Annotated in this window: 16 protein-coding genes and 1 tRNA gene; 11 read left to right on the top strand and 6 right to left on the bottom strand. The window is 39.4% G+C overall.

What is annotated here, in order from left to right; translation table 11 throughout:
• Positions 1–141: 141 nt before the first annotated feature.
• From BI291_RS15240 to BI291_RS15275, 8 genes are all read left to right on the top strand, one after another.
• Positions 142–1,518, top strand: a complete 1,377-nt coding sequence (locus tag BI291_RS15240; protein WP_074499627.1) for a cytochrome ubiquinol oxidase subunit I — start codon at positions 142–144, stop codon at positions 1,516–1,518.
• Positions 1,511–2,509 carry a cytochrome d ubiquinol oxidase subunit II gene (gene cydB / locus BI291_RS15245; protein ID WP_074499628.1) on the top strand — a complete coding sequence of 333 codons (999 nt, stop codon included), beginning with the start codon at positions 1,511–1,513 and terminating at the stop codon, positions 2,507–2,509. Before BI291_RS15240 ends, cydB begins: the two co-directional genes overlap by 8 nt.
• Positions 2,510–2,790: 281 nt before the next feature.
• Positions 2,791–3,939 carry an S-(hydroxymethyl)glutathione dehydrogenase/class III alcohol dehydrogenase gene (locus BI291_RS15250; RefSeq protein ID WP_074499629.1) on the top strand — a complete coding sequence of 383 codons (1,149 nt, stop codon included), beginning with the start codon at positions 2,791–2,793 and terminating at the stop codon, positions 3,937–3,939.
• A gap of 9 nt (positions 3,940–3,948) precedes the next feature.
• Entirely contained in the window at positions 3,949–4,782 is an 834-nt protein-coding gene (fghA, locus tag BI291_RS15255) for an S-formylglutathione hydrolase (protein ID WP_074499630.1), read from the top strand.
• 183 nt (positions 4,783–4,965) lie between these two features.
• Positions 4,966–5,847 (top strand): kinase, encoded by an 882-nt coding sequence (locus BI291_RS15260; RefSeq protein ID WP_254849596.1) that lies wholly within the window; start codon positions 4,966–4,968, stop codon positions 5,845–5,847.
• Between the two features lies 1 nt (position 5,848).
• Entirely contained in the window at positions 5,849–6,694 is an 846-nt protein-coding gene (locus BI291_RS15265; protein WP_074499631.1) for a mannosyl-3-phosphoglycerate phosphatase, read from the top strand.
• Complete coding sequence (locus tag BI291_RS15270) at positions 6,687–7,934, top strand: glycosyl transferase (RefSeq protein ID WP_074499632.1); 1,248 nt, start codon at positions 6,687–6,689, stop codon at positions 7,932–7,934. The genes BI291_RS15265 and BI291_RS15270 overlap by 8 nt, the downstream gene beginning before the upstream one ends.
• Entirely contained in the window at positions 7,918–9,672 is a 1,755-nt protein-coding gene (locus BI291_RS15275; protein WP_074499633.1) for a sugar phosphorylase, read from the top strand. Before BI291_RS15270 ends, BI291_RS15275 begins: the two co-directional genes overlap by 17 nt.
• Positions 9,673–9,696: 24 nt before the next feature.
• On the opposite strand, the gene BI291_RS15280 is transcribed toward BI291_RS15275, so the two are convergent.
• From BI291_RS15280 to BI291_RS15290, 3 genes are all read right to left on the bottom strand, one after another.
• Positions 9,697–10,674 (bottom strand): WD40 repeat domain-containing protein, encoded by a 978-nt coding sequence (locus BI291_RS15280; RefSeq protein ID WP_074499765.1) that lies wholly within the window; start codon positions 10,672–10,674, stop codon positions 9,697–9,699.
• 11 nt (positions 10,675–10,685) lie between these two features.
• A complete protein-coding gene (locus tag BI291_RS15285; protein ID WP_074499634.1) occupies positions 10,686–11,147 on the bottom strand; it encodes an isoprenylcysteine carboxylmethyltransferase family protein in 462 nt (153 codons plus the stop codon).
• Positions 11,148–11,552: 405 nt separating this feature from the next.
• Positions 11,553–11,628, bottom strand: a tRNA-His gene (locus BI291_RS15290).
• A 146-nt stretch (positions 11,629–11,774) separates the two neighbouring features.
• On the opposite strand from BI291_RS15290, the gene BI291_RS15295 reads away from it, so the two are divergent.
• On the top strand, positions 11,775–12,311 hold the full coding sequence (locus BI291_RS15295; protein ID WP_074499635.1) for a DUF1285 domain-containing protein: 537 nt from the start codon (positions 11,775–11,777) through the stop codon (positions 12,309–12,311).
• 20 nt (positions 12,312–12,331) lie between these two features.
• Here BI291_RS15295 and BI291_RS15300 read toward each other — a convergent pair whose 3' ends face one another.
• Both BI291_RS15300 and BI291_RS15305 read right to left on the bottom strand, forming a co-directional pair.
• Positions 12,332–13,552, bottom strand: a complete 1,221-nt coding sequence (locus tag BI291_RS15300) for an acyltransferase family protein (RefSeq protein WP_074499636.1) — start codon at positions 13,550–13,552, stop codon at positions 12,332–12,334.
• Positions 13,553–13,586: 34 nt separating this feature from the next.
• Entirely contained in the window at positions 13,587–14,189 is a 603-nt protein-coding gene (locus BI291_RS15305) for a CIA30 family protein (RefSeq protein ID WP_217693843.1), read from the bottom strand.
• A 199-nt stretch (positions 14,190–14,388) separates the two neighbouring features.
• Here BI291_RS15305 and BI291_RS15310 point away from each other — a divergent pair, with 199 nt between their 5' ends.
• Together BI291_RS15310 and BI291_RS15315 are read left to right on the top strand one after the other, a co-directional pair.
• Positions 14,389–16,017 (top strand): sigma-70 family RNA polymerase sigma factor, encoded by a 1,629-nt coding sequence (locus tag BI291_RS15310; protein WP_217693844.1) that lies wholly within the window; start codon positions 14,389–14,391, stop codon positions 16,015–16,017.
• A 161-nt stretch (positions 16,018–16,178) separates the two neighbouring features.
• Positions 16,179–17,675, top strand: coding sequence for a bifunctional diguanylate cyclase/phosphodiesterase (locus BI291_RS15315; RefSeq protein ID WP_074499637.1), 1,497 nt, complete (start codon positions 16,179–16,181; stop codon positions 17,673–17,675).
• A 47-nt stretch (positions 17,676–17,722) separates the two neighbouring features.
• Here BI291_RS15315 and BI291_RS15320 read toward each other — a convergent pair whose 3' ends face one another.
• Positions 17,723–20,050: a CocE/NonD family hydrolase gene (locus tag BI291_RS15320; RefSeq protein WP_083602103.1), complete on the bottom strand. Its 2,328-nt coding sequence runs from the start codon at positions 20,048–20,050 to the stop codon at positions 17,723–17,725.
• Positions 20,051–20,126 lie beyond the last annotated feature (76 nt).

The raw sequence follows: 20,126 nt of genomic DNA on the forward strand, positions 1-20,126 counted from the left end.
TTGCTCTTTCGAGATTAAATTTTGTTCGAAATAAACGCGAAAGATCAACAAGCCCTATCTTCCTATAATTGATTATACTTTAAGTGCAATAGCAATATTGCGCTACGGACTTACTCACGCCAAATTTGGCAGAGGTATATTATGTTAGAGACAGAAATGCTGTCGCGAATTCAGTTTGCGCTTAATATTAGTTTTCATATTCTTTTTCCGACCATCACCATCGCGTTATGCTGGTTTCTTGTGTTCTTTAAAGTGCGTTATGACCAAACACAGCACCCTGTGTGGATGCGAGCCTACCGCTTTTGGGTAAAAGTGTTCGCGCTTACGTTTGCTTTAGGCGTAGTAAGCGGCATTACCATGTCGTTTCAGTTTGGTACTAATTGGCCGGGCTATATGGAAAAGGTGGGGAATATTGCAGGCCCATTATTGGGTTACGAAGTATTAACGGCCTTCTTTTTAGAAGCAACGTTTCTTGGCATTATGCTATTTGGTATGAAGCGAGTGTCCGCAAGGGTACATACTATTGCGACTATTGTGGTTGCTGTTGGCACAACGTTGTCTGCGTTTTGGATTTTAAGTTTGAACTCTTGGATGCATACGCCAACTGGCTTTGAAATAAGAGACGGGGTAGTGTTTCCTGTCGACTGGTTTGCCGTTATTTTTAACCCTTCATTCCCTTACCGGTTCTTCCATATGATGATTGCGTCTGGGCTTACCGCGTCATTTTTAGTGGCAGGGTTGAGCGCATACCGTCTGTTACTAGGAGATGAAAAGCAAGCACCTAAACTCACGTTAAAGGTTGGTTTAACCGTTGCAGTTATATTGGCTCCTTTACAAGCATTTGTTGGTGACTTACATGGCTTAAATACTTTCGAACATCAACCGCAAAAAGTCGCCGCGATGGAAGGGGCGTGGGAAACTGGCACTAATGCACCGCTATTGTTATTCGCTATTCCTAATGAAGAAACTCGTACTAACAGTTATGAATTAGGTATACCAAATTTAGCCAGTTGGATTTTAACACATCAAGCAGATGGGGAAATTAAGGGCCTAAATGACTTTATTGACAACCACCCACCAGTAAAACCTGTGTTTTATGGCTTTCGTGTCATGGTAGGTATGGGGTTGATGATGATTTTAGTTGCATGGCTTGCGCGTTTTCAATTGTTCAAGCAGCAAAAGGTATCAACGGGTTTATTAAAGGTGCTTGTGTGGATGAGTTTTTCTGGCTGGATTGCAACGCTTGCAGGTTGGTATGTCACAGAAATTGGCCGTCAACCTTACTTAGTCAGTGGCATATTAACGGTGAAAGAGGCTGTCACTGATATAGCAGCTGAAAATGTAGTGATCAGTTTAACAATGTATGTCGTGGTCTATGTAAGTTTACTCGTAGCATACCTACATACCATTTTCTTATTGGCGAAGCGTGCCGTGAAGGTGGAAGAATTTGAGAATGAGGAGTTAACCAATGTAACTTCTCCTTACCGTGAAAATGAATGGGAGAATAATCATGTTTGATCAACAATCACTTGCCGTTATTTTTGTAAGTTTAATGGCATTATCAACGTTATTGTATGTGATATTAGATGGTTATGATCTTGGTGTTGGCATGTTGTTACCGATAGAAAAAAAAGAGCATGCCGACACCATGATAGCGTCGATAGGCCCCTTTTGGGATGCAAATGAAACATGGCTAGTGTTTGCTGTTGGGCTTTTATTAATCGCTTTTCCTGCAGCGTATAATTTGATACTAAAAGCCTTGTATCTTCCTAGCGTGGTTATGTTGATTGGCTTGATCTTGCGGGGCGTTGCTTTTGATTTTAGAGCAAAAGCAGCAGTGTCACATCGTAAAACTTGGGATAAAACTTTTAAAGCAGGATCATTTATTGCTGCGTTGTCTCAGGGTTATATACTTGGCATTTATGTGACCGGCTTTGAGCAGTCTTGGATGGCAACATGTTTTGCGATAATGAGTGCCTTTGGTGTTGCTTGCGCATACATGCTAATTGGTGCAGGTTGGCTAGTGATGAAAACACATGGAGAATTACAGCAAACAGCCATTAAGTATGCACAGCGTTGTGTGGTTATCACCTTTATTGGTGTGGTGCTAGTATCCGGTTTAAATTTGTGGGTTAACCCTGAAGTTTATGAAAAGTGGTTTACTTGGCCATATGGTTTGTTTTTATTACCAATTCCGATGGTCTGTTGTATTGCTTTTTTTCTTTGTTTTAATGTACTTAGACATTTGAAAAAAACACCAGAACATGGCTCAGGTTTACCTTTTTTTATCACGGTATTTATTTTTACGTTAAGCTTTTTTGGCTTAAGCTTTAGCTTTTTCCCTGACATTGTGCCTAATCAGTTAACCATTTGGCAGTCTGTTGCTGCACCAGAGTCACTTAACTTTATACTGTGGGGAGCTTTCATCGTTGTACCAACTATTTTAGCTTATACCGTCTATTCGTATCGTGTTTTTTGGGGTAAAGCAGATGAACTCAACTATTACTAAGACGAATGGTCTTTTCATTAAGGTAATAACAAGATTAAATACCAGCGTTATTGATTACTTCGTTGAATCAATCGAATTTGATTGCTCTACTACATTAATGTAGGACTGTTATTTCTCTTTTTATACAGGGTATTCTTAATGCCCTGTTTTTTTCTTTTATTATCCTTCAAAATTATAACCGTCAAACAATGTTGTAGCTTGTCTATGAGCAATTGAGCTCGTAAGAGTAATGGCAGAGCGCTATACTGTTTCAAAAGTGAATATAAAAATTAGGAAAAATAATGTCTCTTAAATTAGCACCCGGACAAACTTCGATTAAATCAAAAGCTGCCGTTGCATGGGCAGCAGGTGAACCACTTAAAATGGAAGAGGTTGATGTTCAATTACCAAAAGCGGGTGAAGTATTAGTACGTATTATTGCCTCAGGTGTATGCCATACTGATGCTTTTACCTTATCAGGAGAAGATCCTGAAGGCGTTTTTCCTTCTATCTTGGGTCATGAAGGTGGCGGTATTGTGGAGATGGTTGGTGAAGGCGTTACCAGTGTTGACGTGGGCGACCATGTTATTCCACTCTATACCGCAGAGTGCGGGGAATGTAAGTTTTGTACTTCAGGTAAAACCAATTTATGCCAAGCGGTGCGTGAAACACAAGGCAAAGGCGTGATGCCAGATGGCACTTCAAGGTTTTCTATTAACGGTGAGCCTATTTATCATTATATGGGATGCTCTACGTTTTCTGAATATACGGTGTTACCTGAAATATCACTCGCTAAGGTCAATAAAACCGCGCCATTAGAAGAAGTATGTTTATTAGGCTGTGGTGTTACTACTGGTATGGGAGCTGTGCTTAATACGGCTAAAGTACAACCTGGCGATACGGTTGCTGTGTTCGGCTTAGGTGGTATTGGTTTGTCAGCTATTATTGGCGCAAGAATGGCTGGCGCATCACGCATTATTGGTGTTGATATTAATGAGTCAAAATTTGATTTAGCGCAACAGCTAGGTGCAACAGATGTTATTAACCCTCAAAAAGTAGATAAGCCGATACAAGAACAGATTGTTGACATTACCGATGGCGGTGTTGATTACTCTTTTGAATGTATAGGCAACGTTAATGTAATGCGTCAAGCGTTAGAGTGTTGTCATAAAGGCTGGGGTGAATCAGTTATTATTGGCGTCGCTGGCGCAGGACAAGAAATTTCAACAAGACCATTTCAGTTAGTAACAGGTCGTGTATGGCGAGGTACTGCGTTTGGTGGTGTGAAAGGTCGTTCAGAACTACCTGATATTGTTGAAAAATATTTAGCAGGTGACTTTGGCTTACAAGAGTTTATTACCCACACCATGGGGCTAGCAGATATAAACACTGCGTTTGATCTCATGCATGAAGGTAAAAGTATTCGTTCAGTGATCCATATGGATAAATAAGGAGCGTTAATGGAACAAATTAGTCAAGCAAAAGTGTGTGAAGGTGTTCATCAGCAATTTACACATTTTTCAACTACCTTGCAGTGCACGATGCGTTTGGCGATATTTTTACCGCCTAACGCTAATGCAGACAAACCTGTGCCTGTTCTTTATTGGCTTTCAGGGCTAACCTGTACTGATGAAAATTTTATGCAAAAAGCTGGCGCTTTTAAGAAAGCGGCTGAACTAGGCGTTGCTATTGTTGCGCCTGATACGAGCCCGCGTGGCGAAAATGTCGCCAATGATGATGCTTATGACTTAGGACAAGGGGCTGGTTTTTATGTTAATGCTACGCAATCTCCTTGGTCTGAACATTACCAAATGTACGATTATATAGTGCATGAGTTGCCTAGACTGATCGAACAAAGCTTTCCAGTTACCGATAAACGTTCAATTGCGGGGCATAGCATGGGTGGGCACGGTGCCTTGGTTATAGGTCTACGAAATCAAGATCAATATCAGTCTATTTCAGCGTTTAGTCCGATTACAAATCCGTCACAATGTCCATGGGGTGAAAAAGCGTTCTCGGCCTATTTAGGTGACAATAAAAACGATTGGTTATCTTATGATGCCTGTCATTTACTGGCTCAAGAAAAATCAACACTACCGATACTAGTGGATCAAGGAGACGCGGATAATTTTCTCGCTGAACAATTAAAACCTAAGAATCTTCAGCGTGCAGCGCAACAATATGGCTCTGCATTAGAGCTTAGAACGCGGGCTGGCTATGATCATAGCTATTATTTTATCTCAAGTTTTATTGATGAGCATTTAGCGTTCCATCACAGGTGTTTACAAAAATAACAGGGTGCACCTTCATGGTGCATCGTTGCGTTAAAACTAGCCAACTTAGCATGTTATTCTTTCTACAAGGTGTTTTGTAATAAACTAATATATTCTTAATTAACAACAAGATATTTTAAATTTCCTCTGTATGCTTGATTTGGCACGAGAGTTGAAATAAAGATGTTAATGTAGGATATATTGATGGACAAAATGCTCAGCGAATTTATTGCCAAACACCAACTATCTGACGCGTTTCAAGAAACCGCATCACAGTTTTATGTGCCGTTAGCAAATACGTTACTTGAGCGTATTCATTGTGGTGAATCTCCTTTATTTGTCGGTATTAATGGTTGCCAAGGAAGTGGCAAGTCAACCATGTGCGCGTTCATCGCTGAGTATTTAGCGCAAAATTTCAATGTGAACGTGGTTAACCTATCACTTGATGATTTTTACTTATCTAAACAGTCGCGAAATAAGCTAGCCGAGAAAATACACCCTTTGTTAGCGACCCGAGGTGTGCCAGGCACCCATGATATTGACTTATTATCTAGAACATTATTGGCGTTAAAACAAGGCAATTCTGGCGTGCAAATACCTGCGTTCGATAAGGCCATAGATGATGTTAAATATGTAACGCAGTGGAAGTATGTGAAAGACCAGCCTGATTTAGTGCTTCTTGAAGGCTGGTGTTGGGGTGTTATGAGGCAAGAAAGTACAGCGTTAACCCCCGCAATCAATCGGTTAGAACAAACTAATGATGAACAATGTGTTTGGCGTACCTATGTGAATCAACAGTTAGTCGAAAACTATCAACCACTATATCAGTTGTTTGATTATTGGGTGATGTTGGCTGCGCCATCATTTAATGCGGTATTTCAGTGGCGGTTAGAACAAGAAAATAAACTGGCAGAAAACTCCGAAGATACAAACAATCAAATCATGTCTTCGGAACAGATCCGTCAGTTTATTCAGTATTTTCAACGTTTAACCGAACACGGTTTAGTAACACTTCCTCAGCAAATGAATTACCTGTTAATGCTTGATTATGATCGACAAGTTAAGCAAGTGGTTATAGGCGATTAATATGAAAAATACTTACTTAATATTTAGCGATTTAGATGGCACGTTACTAGATCATGAAACCTATAGTTGGCAGGCTGCTAAACCAACGTTATTGGCATTAAAGGCGGCTGATATTCCGCTTATATTAAATACCAGTAAAACCTTTGTTGAATTAGAAGAGTTGCGAAATGATCTAGCATTGTCTACACCATTTATTGTTGAAAATGGCGCTGCTATTTATATCCCTATTAATTACTTTGATAAACACCCAGAAGATGCTTTTCAACAAGGGAATTATTGGGTTAAAACATTTTGTCAGCCAAGAAGTTATTGGCTTTCATTACTGAAAAATGTGGCGTTTGAGTATCAACAGTATTTTACGGGTTTTTCTCAGTTGACGGTGAACGAGCTCGTTGCGCTTACTCACTTAAGCGAGCAACAAGCAAAAAACGCATTACAGCGAGAATTTAGCGAACCACTTCATTGGTATGGTACACATAAACAACGTAAGGCTTTCATCGATTTGATGTCAGATTATGGTGCAAATGTACTGCAAGGCGGACGCTTTTTACATATTAGTGGTGTTTGCGATAAAGGGCTTGCACAACACTGGCTTGCGGAAAGATACCGCGAACAATATCCCGCATCAGATATAACGACTATTGCGTTAGGTGATAGTGACAACGATATTGCCATGCTTGAAACGGCAGATATTGCCGTACAAATTCGATCACCTAAGCATGATTTTCCTGCATTAGAGCGTCAATCCAAAGCGATTCAAAGCGACGAATATGGCCCGAAAGGTTGGGCTGAAACATTAACGCATTTACTTCCTTTTATTCATCATCACGAGGTGCAACATGGCTGATTTTTATCAAAATGGTACGGTAACAACGTTACATAACTTAGGGCAACGTGATCAAGAAAGCCTAGAACAAGAGCTATTGGCGTTTTCAAAGAAAAGACCATTAGGGTTAATTTTACCGTCACTTTATTCTGAACTTGAAGGTAATGCATTGCCTGAAATTATTGATAACATTGCACAAGTTCCTTATCTATCTGAGATTGTGATCGGGTTAGATCGCGCTGACGAAACGCAATATCGCTCTGCGTTGAAATTTTTTGGTGAGCTACCACAACATCATAAGGTGTTGTGGAATGATGGGCCAAGGCTTCGTGCCCTTGATGCCAAGCTTGAAGCTCTTGGCTTAGCGCCTAAAGAAATGGGTAAAGGGCGCAATGTCTGGTATTGCATGGGTTACGTATTGGCGTCGGGCAAGTCTGAATCTGTTGCTTTGCACGATTGTGATATTTTAACTTACGATCGCCAATTACTAGCTCGACTACTCTACCCTGTGGCCAATCCACTCTTTAATTATGAATTTTGTAAAGGTTTCTATGCGCGGGTAGCAGACGGCAAAATTAACGGACGTGTTTCACGACTATTAGTGACTCCACTTCTCAAAGCATTAAAGAAAACTGTAGGTCATAACGAATATTTAGAATACATGGATAGCTTCTTATACCCACTAGCAGGTGAGTTTTCCTTTAGGCGCGATGTGTTAAACGACTTACGCATTCCAAGTGATTGGGGTTTAGAAATAGGGGTATTATCTGAAATGCACCGTAATTTTTCGTCTAACCGATTATGCCAAGTTGATATTGCGCAAACATATGACCATAAGCATCAAGATTTATCGTTAGATAATGCCAATGCCGGGTTATCTAAAATGTCAGTTGATATTAGTAAAGCGTTAATACGTAAACTGGCAACACAAGGTGAAACCTTTACTGCCGAAACTATTCGTACCCTTAAAGCAACGTATTACCGTATAGCATTAGATTATGTAGAAACCTATCGTAATGACGCAGTAATGAATGGCTTAACGCTAGATATTCACATAGAAGAAAAGGCGGTTGAAATGTTTGCGATGAACATTATGACCGCAGGACAAACGTTTTTAGAAAATCCAATGGACACCCCGTTTATTCCATCATGGAACCGTGTGGTAAGTGCAATGCCAGATGTACTAGAGCAATTAAAAACCGCAGTTGAATTAGATAACGAAGAATTTTCTCAGGGGTCTATACATGGTAAATGCGCTTGATACGTTAACACAAAAGGTATGCCAGCAACTGGCGTTTATTTACCGCGATGTAGAGGGTGTTGATGATTACCAGGGGTTAGCGGATCAACTACTTGCTGAAATGCGTTTTCCCGAAGAGATGCATGAAGTTAAGCCCTATCAGAACTTATGGTCAGAGCAAGATGTGGTGATGATCACCTATGGCGATAGTATTATCGACACAGATGAAAAACCACTGAAAACCTTACAAGACTTTATTACTGACTACATCGGTAACACAATAAATGGTGTGCATATTTTACCGTTTTTTCCATTTAGTTCTGATGATGGCTTTTCGGTTATTGATTACTCGTCGGTCAATGAAGCACTTGGTGATTGGCAAGATATTTCAGCGATTGCAGCGAATAAACGTTTAATGTCTGATTTAGTGATTAATCATTGCTCAAGTAGAAGCTTATGGTTTGAAAATTTCATCAATGGTAAAGGAGTTGGCCATGATTTCTTTTTTACCGTGTCACCCGATGATGATTTATCCTCAGTCGTCAGACCAAGAACATCATCGCTATTAAAAGAAGTTGAAACGGCAAACGGCAAACAATTTTCGTGGTGCACTTTTAGTCATGACCAAGTGGACTTTGATTTTAGAAATCCCGCGGTATTAAGGGTATTTGTGTCGATTATTCGGCAGTATCTTGATATGGGCGTTGAAATTTTTCGTTTAGATGCGGTGGCTTTCTTATGGAAAATTGTCGGTAGTAAATCTATAAATTTACCGCAAACTCATGAAGTCGTCAGGTTGTTACGTACGCTTATTGAACACGCAAAACCTAACGCTATTGTGATCACTGAAACAAACATTCCTAACACACAAAATTTAACCTATTTTGGAAATGCTAACGAAGCCCATGCCATTTATAACTTTTCATTACCGCCGTTATTGTTAAATACGCTAATCACTGGTGATTGTTTATACTTAAAACGTTGGCTGATGAGCATGCCACCCGCTCAAAATGGTACAACCTATTTTAATTTTATTGCTTCACATGACGGTATAGGGTTGCGTCCAGCGGAAGGTTTATTAACCGATCAAGAGTTAAACGTGTTAATTAACACCATGAAGCAATTTGGCGGCAGAATTTCTTGGCGAACCAGTGATGAAGGTCAACAAAAAGCCTATGAAATAAATATTGCGCTTTATGATGCATTACAAGGAACGAGTGCAGGGCCCGATAAATGGGGGAATGCACGCTTTATCTGTGCGCATGCCATTATGCTTGCGTTAGAAGGTATACCTGGCATTTATATTCATAGTCTTTTAGCCACCAGAAATGATGAAGAACGGTTAGCACATACCCATCACAATCGTTCGATAAACCGACATCGTTGGCAATATGAACAATTAAAACAGCGTTTAAGTGATAAGCAAAGTCATCATCAGCAAATTTTTAGTGCCATGAAAGAACTTATTGATATTCGTACACAACAGCTGGCTTTTCATCCAAACGCAGTACAGTTTACCTTGCATCTAGGATTACAATTGTTTGGCTTTTGGCGACAAAGCGTTGATCGAAAACAAAGTATTTTTTGTATTAGTAATATTAGTTGTGAACCTCAGCCACTGATGCTTAGCGAGTTAAACTTAGTGATAACTGAATCTTGGTTTGACTTAATCGCACAACAGGAAATACGCGATACCTTAGAGCGTATCACCTTACAACCTTATCAAACGGTGTGGCTCAGTAATCAAGTGAAAGAGTAACATTACAGCTCGCTAAAAAGGGACTTAATGAAGCGATGTTATCGCAACAGGCCATTGCTGATAAACACCATCACTGGTCATTGAGGCGATAGTGTTTGGGTTGATCATTTCAATGGCTAATACCGACGAGCGAAAGCGCTGTTCATGTTTATACGCCTGCCACTGTGCTAATAGTTCACCATCTTTTACCCGCCATAGTTGAATAACCTGTTTGGGGGAAGCTGATAATAACCACTTGTTATGATTAACAAACTGACTGTCGTTAAATTCGATGAACTTCACAAGACTGCCTAATTCTGCTTGCGGTTGTGGGTTATTGATACGCCAAAAAAAGCGGTCTTTTATCGCATCCAAGGTAAATGCAAACTTGCCAGTGGGTGACAATGCTACATGATTAACACGCGATTGATGAGTGTACGAATCAAGTATCTCGCCAGTTTTCGTATGCCATAGACTAGCGTACTTGTCGCTTGAACCGGTAAATGCACTCATACCGTCATTAGAAATGGCGATAGAGTTAATGTCTAAGCGGTGAGGTTTAAAGGTGTTAATGACATCGCTATGCACAGAAACAACGCTGGCTTGCCCACTACGAAAAGCAAAGATTAAAGCTTTTTCATTATTTGCCATCGCAATATCATTGATAATATTATCACCAGCAGACCAAACTCTGACAAGGCGTCCTGTTGCTAAGTCATATAAATGTACATTCACGCGATTTGAGGTATAAAAGTATCGTTTAGAGTGAGAGATACCTAACAACTCGATCAGCTTGGCATCAAGTCCTTGCAAACAATAGCTTTTTTGATCTTTTATATTATCCCACACACAAACCTGTTCGTTGTCACTAACTATCGTTATTGTGCCATCAGTACTAATATCTGCCGCTTTAAGTACTTTTTCACTATATTGCTGTGTGACGCTGGCTAAAGAGGTATACACCGGCTGCTCAGTGCAAGCGCTTAGCGCAACGCAAATTAAAAGAAGAAAATATGTACGCATAACCAATAACATTAAATCCAGCGCCGAACTTGCTGACAATAATCAAGGTAAGCTTGACCAAAGAGCTTCTCTAACATTCGCTCTTCTGGTGATATTTGAAAGGTATCTAAGTAGAAAATAAACAGCACGACAAAACCGATTAACAGCGGGTTGGCGGCATAAAAGCACAATGCCATTAGCCAGCAACTGAAACCTAAATACATAGGATTACGGGTGTATTGGTAAACCCCTGAACTGACCAATGAAGCGCTTGATTCTGGCTTGGTTGGGTCTACAGTGGTCTTGGCTTTTTTAAATGCGATAACCCCCGCCGCGACCACAATTGTGCCCAAAAAGCAGAATAATAACGTCATTATGATGGTTAACTGTGAGGACAATATCATTGGTGTTGAAATGTCTTTACTCAGCCACATTATCGCAGCAAATATCATCATTAGTAATACTGGGGGAATTTTTAACTCAAGAAACTTCATGTAGATATTTACCTTGATAGAAGCCATTCAATTTATGAAAAAGTCATAAAACTAAGCATACTCAATTTCGGAGAAAAAGTTTAGTCAAAGTGAATAAAAACGTTTGAAATTAGACGTGAACGCGTGGGAACTAAAATAACGGAATCACTTTGTGATGACGTTCCTGCAGGTAAAGCATAATTAAGAAAGTAGAGAAAAAGTGGGGTGGCAAATGGGACTTGAACGCGTGGGAACTAAAATAACGGAATCACTTTGTGATGACGTTCCTGCAGGTAAAGCATAATTAAGGAATTAGAGAAAAGTGGGGTGGCAAATGGGACTTGAGCGCGCGGGAACTATAATAACGGAATCACTTTGTGATGACGTACTCGCAGGCGAAGAAATATCGAGGAATTAGAGAAAAAGTGGGGTGGCATATGGGACTTGAACCCACGACAACTGGAATCACAATCCAGGGCTCTACCAACTGAGCTAATGCCACCACAGAACTTGATAATCACAAAGCGTTTGCGTTTATCAAAGTGCGCGAATTCTATAGTACCTCGTAAACGCTGACAAGCCCAAATGAGAAAATATTGCAAAATTTGTTAGAATAAAAACAATGTGAAGCAATAAAATAGTGTTGGTATGTCATTAGAAAAGCTTGTCGAACAACTTAAACAGCAAGAAAAAGGTTATCCACCAGTTGAATCTTGGGATCCGCCCTATTGCGGAGCAATGGATCTGACCATAAAAGCGAATGGTGATTGGTTTTACATGGGGACTATTTTCAAACGAATGTCACTGGTTAAGTTATTGGCTTCAGTGTTGAAAAAAGAAGCTGATGAGTATTTTTTGGTGACCCCTGTCGAGAAAATCAAAATACAGGTCGAAAAGTACCCATTAATCATAACCCAATGGCGTTGGCTTGATGAACAATCAACGATTATGATGTTAACCACAAATGTTGATGATGAGTTTATTTTAGATGCCGAACACCCTGTGCAAATAGAAGATGACGGAGGTTTATCTGTTATTGTTAGGGGTAATTTACCTGCCACTATTCATCGTAATGTGTACTATCAATGGGTTGAATTAGCTAAAGAAACCGAGATTAAGGGTAAGGCAGCAATGATATTTAATAGTGCTGACCAATGTATTAACCTCGGTTTTATTGATGAATAAATACGTCAATATTTTTTGTTTTACGCGCTGGACTTGAGTGCAGAAATTAAAACACGTGATTTTTTTCTGCCGTTCAGTACCGCGCCTATAACTGTTGAGCGTACGAAAAGCTCATATAAGATTAACGATAACATCACGGTGATCATACAGATACTCAACAACTTGAACGCCCAGTGAATATCCACTTCGGCAAAGGCAATCTGCAGCCAAATCACGATAGGTAAATGTATCAGATAAAGCCAATAGGAAGCATCAGCAAGATAGCGCATTGTGTGATTTAAGCGATTAAAAAAGCGAAAACATAATCCGATAAACAGTGATACCAGAGTCCACATCATTAATGCATAGCTCAAGGTGAAGCCTATTTTAAGCAATAAATAATGAGGGTGCCCCAGCTGTGACTGATAGTTGGTTAATAGCACGCTTAATATAGAAGCCAATAAACATAAGAATACTTTGCCCCAGGTTATTGTTGCAAAATCTGCTAAAGGTTGGCGTTGACGATTCATCAGCCAACCAAAACTAAAAAATCCAGTATAAATAAAAAGCACCGGCCAGTTTGGTATTAAACTTTTATCAGGCGTATCCATTCCCCAGTGCGACATAAACCATAAGCAACTCGCGATTGGCAACATGATCAAAAATGGCGCAAAAGAGGATCGGCAAAGCCAAGTTACCATGTGATCCATACTTGCTGATAATGTATGTTTCACCTTGTCATTTAACGACACCATACTGCAGACAACAAGTACAAGGGCAGGTATGAGTAATAGATAATATAAAAACCATAAATGTGTGCCTATTAGAAAACCATTTGGTAGCTCTTTAAAACTTGCAATACCTTGTGATAATGCGTTGAAAACATTTACATCGCCACGCATGCTCTCAGCTCCCATGACCCAACCTGACACCAGCATAGGCCGTAGAAGAAACCAGCCAATAAGCAATGGAAGGCCTATTCTGGTGATCCTAGAAGACATGAAAGTTTTCATGCCTTTCTTTCGTAAAGTCATGTGGCTAAAAAAGCCGGCAATTAAAAAGAATAGTTCCATACGAAAAGAATGACTGATCATCACAAATATCGCGACGATATTGCTTGTGGAAATATCCATCACCGCCCAGCCAATAAACATTGGCATAAATGATAAACTTGCGTGAAAAAAAATACCGAGTAGTAACGCTAATGCTCTCGCTGCGTCTAGGTAGTCGAGCCTATTCGGCGCTTGTGATGAACTGGCCATCTTAGTTACCCTTTTCGTATGTAGAGATGATAAATTAATAAAAACTGACTTCGCGAATGTGATAATCGAAAGAAGATCTTTGCATGGCATAAGCGACAATACTTACGCTATTAATCGTCTTTGTGTTCAAAGGCGTTTGCTCTGACCAAGCGCGTTTCATGGCGTTGAAAGGCAGCTTTACTTCGTGAAATTGTTCATCAGCACTAATTATTACTGGCGCAGCGTGATAGTCAAAGTTCGTCACTTCTGTGCTATTGGCAGAGACTGATAAGTTACCTTTTCGGACTTTTATTAATAACTTTATACCTTCATATTGACTCAAATTTATCGGCATGCCTTGCGCATCCAGTAACAATACTGAACTTGCCCAGCCTGGTTGACCTCTAGGAGGTATAATGTCACCTGATTGATGCATACTGCCATTTGAAATCGTTAAGGTTGTTGTTGTTTTGCCTCCGGCAGTTGTGTCATTGATAAATTGTCTTGGCAAGCCCAAGCTATTGTTAGTTTTATGATTAAAATCATCGATAAGTTTCTCTATGGTGTGACTATTTGCTGCCCCTGAAAAAGCGATAACCGTGGTAAGCATCGTTGCGTTTACGAGTGTCTTTATTATTTGGCTTAAATTTTTCATCATCTTTCCTAAATATTGTAAAATTAACATCGGAGGTCATGAGCCGTGTTAGCTTCATCACCTTCTTGTGGATTAAGTACCAAGCACAGAGAAAAGGTGACAAAGAAATTTTATTTATTGTTAAAGGCCATAAAAAAGTCATTATTTTTGTCACTTTTATTTTTTCAACGGCACTTATTTGGTATTCAAACAGGAAGTAAAGATGATGAAATTTTTTAAAAAACGAATACCTATAATTGATGCCAGTGATGCACATCTTGTGATGCACTCATTAGGAGGCGACAAATATGCTTTTTGTGAGATTGTCTCTCGCTATCAAAACTTACTTTGCTCTGTAGCCTATTCAGCCATTGGTGATATAAAACAAAGTGAAGATCTTGCCCAAGAAGCCTTTATTGAAGCTTGGAAGAAGCTTGATACCCTTCGAGATCCTGAAAAGCTTAAATCATGGTTGTGCGGTATTTTACGGTTCAAGGTCAGTCACTTTCGCCGAAAAGAAAATAATCAGCCAATTACAAATGCCAGCGAACTTAATGTACAAGATGATCACGCACAAAAGAATGCTGAATTAGATACCGCGATGATTGCGCAGCAAGAGCAAGACTTGTTATGGAAAACACTGAATACAATGGAAGAAACCTATCGCGAACCTTTGGTATTATTTTATCGTGAACAACAATCTATCGAACGGGTAGCGAGTGAACTTGATTTATCTGAAGACACAGTGAAACAGCGACTTTCTCGCGGGCGTAAATTATTAAAAACTGCTGTGAATTCATTTGTTGAAGATACATTAGAAAAAAGTAAGCCTGGGGTGGCTTTTACTACCGCTATCTTTACCATTATTAGCGATATCGCACCGCCCGCAAAGGCGGCTGTTTTTGGTGCAAGTGCGGTGAAAACCAGTAGTTTGTTTAAACTGGGAACCATACTTACGTTTCTCGCAGTGTCTTCAGGTTTTATTAGTTCATTTTTTGGCTTACGGGCTGGACTTGATCAATCACGAACTGTGAATGAACGTCGCTTAGTGATCAAATCTGTTGTGTTATTTTTTACCTTTGCATGTTTGTTTGTTCTGGCGATGTTAGGACTAAAACATTATGTCTATGCAAACCATGAGAGTGCTAAAATGATGGCTATTATCTCACAACTTGTGGTACTGGCATTTGTTGCATGTTATTTGTACCTTGCCGTGGCGATGGTTGTCGCACAGAAAACTCTACGTCAGCATGAGCGGTTATTTCATCCTGAAGCTTTCCTACATGAAAGTGACCAAGCATCATCAAAACAGCGTGAATATATCAGTAAGTTAACACTATTTGGCGTACCTTTGGTGCATATTCAATTTAGTATTCCAGAGCAAAATGATAAATCGGCGTTTGGTTGGATAGCCGGTGGAAGTTATGCAAGAGGGTTATTATTTGCATGGGGAGGTGTTGCCATAGCGCCTATTAGTGTGGGTATTATCTCTGTTGGGGTATTGGCTATTGGCGCGATTGGGTTCGGTCTATTTAGTTTAGGTACTGTTGCAATAGGGGTTCTTGCGTTTGGTGCATCAGCAATTGGTTATCAAGCATATTCGTCTTTATCTTCTCTAGGTTGGGAAAGTGCCTTTAGTGGAGGTTTTTCAATTGCCAAAGAAGGTGCTATAGGTGCAATAGCCTTTGCCAAACAAGCAAATACAGAACTTGCCGCAGATATTGTTAAACTGCAATTGTTTGAACAGCATCATCATTGGATATTAGGTGCGCTTGCTATCATGGTTATTGTACCTGCAATCTATTATGCGCGACAGGTGAAGAAACGTATTAAGGCAATTAAGCACAATTAACAGTATAATCTATAATAATGTATTCAATGATTTATTGAATCAATGATAGGTAACTGATTGGGTATCATTGTTATCTGATGAGTCATGATGTATATGTAATAAATTGGGTATGAACTAAACCTCTGCCATTATAATAAGCGCAGTATTGAGAGCAAATTTTTATGGATAAAGTCGTTAATTCGGCGGTGAGAATCGCCTTTATTTACGCAGTATTTTCGGGTCTTTGGATATTGTTCTCAGATTTTGCCGTTGAAACCTTTATTGACAGTGCAAATTTACGCGCACTTGCACAAACGTATAAAGGACTCATTTTCGTTTTTGTAACTGCAATGATGCTGTTGTTATTGGTGTACCGAAATAACCAGGCATTAGAGAAAACGAATGACTTAGATGGTCTGACGGGGCTATATAGTATTAATATGTTCATCCGTTCTTTGGATAAATCTATACGCTCACTTCACTCTCATGAACAAATCATTCTCGGTTATTTAGACATTGATGACTTTAAAACGTTAAATGAGGCGATAGGGTTTGACCGTGCGGATATGTTTTTACGAGATTTGGCAGCTGATATCTCAAAAGCGACGCTTGCGGGTTCTGTGACGGCTCGGTTACATGCCGATCAATTTGCTAGCTTTGCTTTCATTGATACGAATGAAGAATTCGATATGGATGCTCATGTATTGAGCTTTCAACGGCTTTTTGCAAAACGTGCGAAACAAAATGGTATTAATGTTACTTGCTGTATTGGCGTTGCACTATACCCAACAGACGGTAGGAATGCGAAAGAATTAATGGTATCGGCAACAGAAGCACTTGGTGTGGCGAAACAGCAAAAAAATGCTATTCAATATCATGATAAAGCATTAACAAAAATTGCCATGCAACGTCGTCAAATGGTGTTAGATCTTCGACAAGCGATAAAAGAAAATGCTCTTACTGTTGTCTATCAACCGAAATATAATTTAAATACGTTATCGATAAGTGGCGTTGAAGTGCTAGTTCGCTGGATTCACGAAAAGCATGGTTTTGTATCTCCAGCAGATTTTATTCCACTTGCTGAAGACAACCATCTCACCAATGCTATTTCAAAGCTAGTCATTGGTAAAGCGGCTGAAGAGCTAGAAATTGCAGGCTTGCTGGGTGGTGAATTACAACGTATTGCCGTTAATGTATCAGCAACAGAATTTAATAATATTGATGAGATGCAGGGGTTAACGAAATTTATTAAAAACCTTGAGAACTTCGCTCCTTTTGTCAGTATAGAAATTACAGAAACGGCGACATTGACCGATATGAAAAAAAGCGTTGATATTATCGCTGATCTACAACAACAGGGTATCACTATTTCAATAGATGACTTTGGAACAGGTTATACGTCTCTGACAATGCTGAAAGATTTGACCGTGGATGAGATTAAAATTGATCGTAGTTTTATAGCTGAAATAGAACATGACGAACGCTCAAAAACGATCGTCAATGCCATTATCGTTATGGCAAAAAGCTTCGGGGTTAATATTGTTGCTGAGGGCATAGAAACAGAGCAACAATTGTCTTTATTGCAAAATATGGGATGCGAAGAAGCGCAAGGGTTCTATTTAGCAAAACCGATGCCTATTGAGGATTTAACGCGGCATATAAAACAGCTTAACCATTGATTTAGAAATAAAAAAAGAAACTACCTTATTGGTAGTTTCTTAACTAATTAAGGCTGCCAAACCTTTAGAGGTAAGTTAATTTCACTATCGTTAAACCAAGTTAAGACTAATGGTTTGCCAGCATCAGCGATAGTTTCACTACCAACATCTTTACCTGACCCCATATTAACTTGTGCGTTGCGATTTTTATTCACATTTAACACGATGGCAAGTCGGCTACCTTTTTTCAACAGCATTGCAGTCATTCTAGCGTTAACGATAGGAATATTTTTTTTCTCATTAGGGGTTAACAGCTCTCGCCTACTCATATTATGTGCGTAGCTTGCTCTGCTGATATAAGTTTGCAAATGCATTGACTTTCCGGTGTTATCAATGGCAAATAGTGTGTAACCAATATCAACATCTTTTTTATTAACGGCCAATGATAAAGTACCATGTATTTGACCCGATAATTCCATGGGTTGCTCAAAAGGCTCGGTCATCAAGACGACGCCATTATCAACGTTAAATGATTCTGACATGATTGGCCAAGGAGAAACGTTGTGTTCTGTTGTGCGATCAGCCATATCTACGGTTTGTTTTATAAAATTCAGTTTTGAATCCATTTTATTACTTAGCAAATAATGCCCCTGTTCATTAGCGTTAGTCTGAAAATAAAACGATTGTGCGTTTTTATTCATCTCTGCTAATGACGCTTTATGTAGCCATTGGTTACTTCCCATTACTTGATAGTTCACTTTGTTCTTTAGCAACGTTGGCTTTGCTGTATTTTTTAATAAATAGTCAAACCATTGAAAAACGATTTCTTCCGTGTCTTTTTCTAGCGCTACGGCGTCAAGTTTGTAGTTGCTGTGATGAGTTCTTACCTTGTTTTGTGCTGTATGGTGATTATATGGTCCGATTAACAAAGTATGATCTGCATTTGGGTTATGTTGATAGTGACGGGTTAAGTAATCTAATGCAGAAATCTGCCCACCATCGAAATAACCTGTAATTGTTAATACGGGAATATCTATTCTTTGATATTCTTGTTTTACTGGTACCATCGCTTGATAATAAGTATCAAAGCTTGGGTGCTTTAACCATTTTTGGAACCATGGATTATTTTTTCCGTCTAATTTGTCAATAGATGAGATTGATTTTCCACTTTCATACAGTTCTTTAACGAGTGCATTTCGCTTTTGCCAATTGGCGTAAACACTATGATCAACGGTTTTGTTATTGGTGACATGAAATGCCCATTCATAATTTGCCGTTAACATAATGTTGTTTTCATATGGTAAACCGGTAATTAAGCTTGCAGCTGCATAGGGTGCTATTGCCTTGAGCGCTTTTGGCATATGTTTGGCTGTTGCCCATTGGGTAAAACCATTATAACTACCGCCATACATGACTACTTCGCCATTACTCCATGGTTGTTTACTGATCCAATTGATGACTGCTGTCGCATCTTGTCCATCATGTTCGAATGGCGTAATAGTATTGCTGCTTAAGCGTTTGCCTCTACTGTTAGCAATTAGGCCGATATAGCCATGTGCGGCGGCATGCATAGCTGTTTTTATATGGCTTTTTTCGTCGGCATAAATAGTGAATTGCATGGCTGTAGGTAGCGTCATTTCCCGATGTTTCGGCATCACAATAGTGGCTGTGAGTTCAATACCTTCACTGGTTGTTATTAATACTTCAGGTTGAATATCAAATCGTTTATTTTGCTCTGTAACGAGCATGGGATTCACTCGCGGAATGACCTCAGTAAGCACTCGATAAAGATGTGCATTGGTAATTAAATTAATGGCTTGGTTTATCGACAGTGTTTCTTCGTTTTTTAATCCCTTAAAAATGTTATAGGCATAATCTTGCGCATTATCGATAGACCAACCAAGTGCTAAGCTTAAATTCACTAATGCTTCGTCATCAGCCTTATCCAATCGATGTGAAAACTGTTGACTAATGGCAGACCCAAGATCAGATTGTTTATCTTTCAATAATTGTAAAGCTTGGCTGTATAATTGGTAATGGCTATAGTTAATACCATTGGGGTGTTTATTGATAAGAGATAACAGTTGTTTGTGTTTGCCTAAGAGCGATAGTAACGCAACTTTACTGAACACACTTTGTTCTTCTACAACACTCGCCGGTAATTGCTGTGCTAAAGCGAGCAACTGTTGGTGAAATATCGTATCAGTTAATAATGACAAAGCGTGATCTCGAGAAGTCATTGGAGCACCCTTTAGCTGACTAGGCATTATCAATTCATTTGAGTTTTCTTCTGCTTTGACAGGGGTAATGACGGTGAAAGTTACCACGATAAATTGAGTCAAAGGACGTCGGAAAAAACGCCCAATTGACTGAAAAAACGTTGTTAAAATAATCATTTTTTATCCTTATTAACGCAATAATTCTTAATGGTTATATGAGCGTTTTGATAGATTGAAGTTACGCAACAAAGAT

The sequence above is a fragment of the Thalassotalea sp. PP2-459 genome, from assembly GCF_001913705.1.
Taxonomy (GTDB): domain Bacteria; phylum Pseudomonadota; class Gammaproteobacteria; order Enterobacterales; family Alteromonadaceae; genus Thalassotalea_C; species Thalassotalea_C hakodatensis.

Coding starts and splice junctions, on each gene's coding strand:
- BI291_RS15240 (WP_074499627.1), top strand. CDS start 142: ATGTTAGAGACAGAAATGCTGTCGCGAATTCAGTTTGCGCTTAATATT.
- cydB (WP_074499628.1), top strand. CDS start 1,511: ATGTTTGATCAACAATCACTTGCCGTTATTTTTGTAAGTTTAATGGCA.
- BI291_RS15250 (WP_074499629.1), top strand. CDS start 2,791: ATGTCTCTTAAATTAGCACCCGGACAAACTTCGATTAAATCAAAAGCT.
- fghA (WP_074499630.1), top strand. CDS start 3,949: ATGGAACAAATTAGTCAAGCAAAAGTGTGTGAAGGTGTTCATCAGCAA.
- BI291_RS15260 (WP_254849596.1), top strand. CDS start 4,966: ATGGACAAAATGCTCAGCGAATTTATTGCCAAACACCAACTATCTGAC.
- BI291_RS15265 (WP_074499631.1), top strand. CDS start 5,849: ATGAAAAATACTTACTTAATATTTAGCGATTTAGATGGCACGTTACTA.
- BI291_RS15270 (WP_074499632.1), top strand. CDS start 6,687: ATGGCTGATTTTTATCAAAATGGTACGGTAACAACGTTACATAACTTA.
- BI291_RS15275 (WP_074499633.1), top strand. CDS start 7,918: ATGGTAAATGCGCTTGATACGTTAACACAAAAGGTATGCCAGCAACTG.
- BI291_RS15280 (WP_074499765.1), bottom strand. CDS start 10,674: ATGCGTACATATTTTCTTCTTTTAATTTGCGTTGCGCTAAGCGCTTGC.
- BI291_RS15285 (WP_074499634.1), bottom strand. CDS start 11,147: ATGAAGTTTCTTGAGTTAAAAATTCCCCCAGTATTACTAATGATGATA.
- BI291_RS15295 (WP_074499635.1), top strand. CDS start 11,775: ATGTCATTAGAAAAGCTTGTCGAACAACTTAAACAGCAAGAAAAAGGT.
- BI291_RS15300 (WP_074499636.1), bottom strand. CDS start 13,552: ATGGCCAGTTCATCACAAGCGCCGAATAGGCTCGACTACCTAGACGCA.
- BI291_RS15305 (WP_217693843.1), bottom strand. CDS start 14,189: ATGATGAAAAATTTAAGCCAAATAATAAAGACACTCGTAAACGCAACG.
- BI291_RS15310 (WP_217693844.1), top strand. CDS start 14,389: ATGATGAAATTTTTTAAAAAACGAATACCTATAATTGATGCCAGTGAT.
- BI291_RS15315 (WP_074499637.1), top strand. CDS start 16,179: ATGGATAAAGTCGTTAATTCGGCGGTGAGAATCGCCTTTATTTACGCA.
- BI291_RS15320 (WP_083602103.1), bottom strand. CDS start 20,050: ATGATTATTTTAACAACGTTTTTTCAGTCAATTGGGCGTTTTTTCCGA.